Source organism: Oleiphilus sp. HI0067 (assembly GCF_001635735.1).
Map to the genome: position 1 here is coordinate 1 of NZ_LWFI01000342.1, position 846 is coordinate 846.

Sequence of the window (846 nt, forward strand, 5' to 3'; positions counted from 1 at the left end):
TCGAAATATAGGCTGGACAACGACCCATGCTTTTATGCCTTTCTTTAGCGATTTAGCAGTTAAGTCCTCGCAAATCGAGCTGCGTGAGGCATTTGTTCAATATAGTAAGTATGTAGTTGCCTTAATGTTGCCCTTATGTGCGGGTGCAGTGCTTTTAGGTCCTGTTTTTATTGGTCTTTGGATAGGGCAAGAATATGTTGAGAAGGCACCTCTCATTGTTGCGATACTCGTTGTATATATCGCACTTCCTTTTTTAAATCCTTTCAGCACGCGTTATCTTACTGCTGTAAACAAGCATGGTTATTCGGCCAAGGTTTACACCGTTGCGGCTATTTCTAATTTGATATTAAGTCTGATTTTGGTCCAAATTTGGGGTATAGAAGGTGTTGCGCTTGGTTCTCTTATTCCTATGTTGGTGCTTGTGCCTGTTCTGATGAAATATGGTTTCTCGAGTTTAGAACTCAAGTTCACTCATTACTTTAGCCGAGTTATTCTCCCGGTTTTACCCGCACTAATGGCAATGATTTTAGGTGTTTCGATTTACCAAATGAATGTTTCTATTAGTAGTTATCTGGAGTTGGTAGGTGCGGTTTCCGTAGGTGGGCTGGTTTACGCTGTTGCTTTTCTTTTTAGCGGGTTATCGGAGCAAGAGCGAAGCTTTCTCAAAAATCGTTTTTTTGCTAAATAGCTTTTCTTGTAGAGATCTTTTTTTGTCGTAGATTCGGTATATCAACTTCACCCACTTACTTCTTAAATATTGCTTGGTAGAAATGTTCTGAATTCTGCCTCCGAACCTTTCTTTGTAGTATTCATTTTTGCCATATCCGGCTAATAGATCGAATTGCT

1 protein-coding gene is annotated in these 846 nt (G+C 39.8%); it reads left to right on the forward strand.

The features are described 5' to 3' along the window. A partial coding sequence (locus A3739_RS04165) for a lipopolysaccharide biosynthesis protein (RefSeq protein ID WP_231877000.1) occupies positions 1–688 on the forward strand: 688 nt, incomplete at its 5' end. Between the last annotated feature and the right edge of the window lie 158 nt (positions 689–846).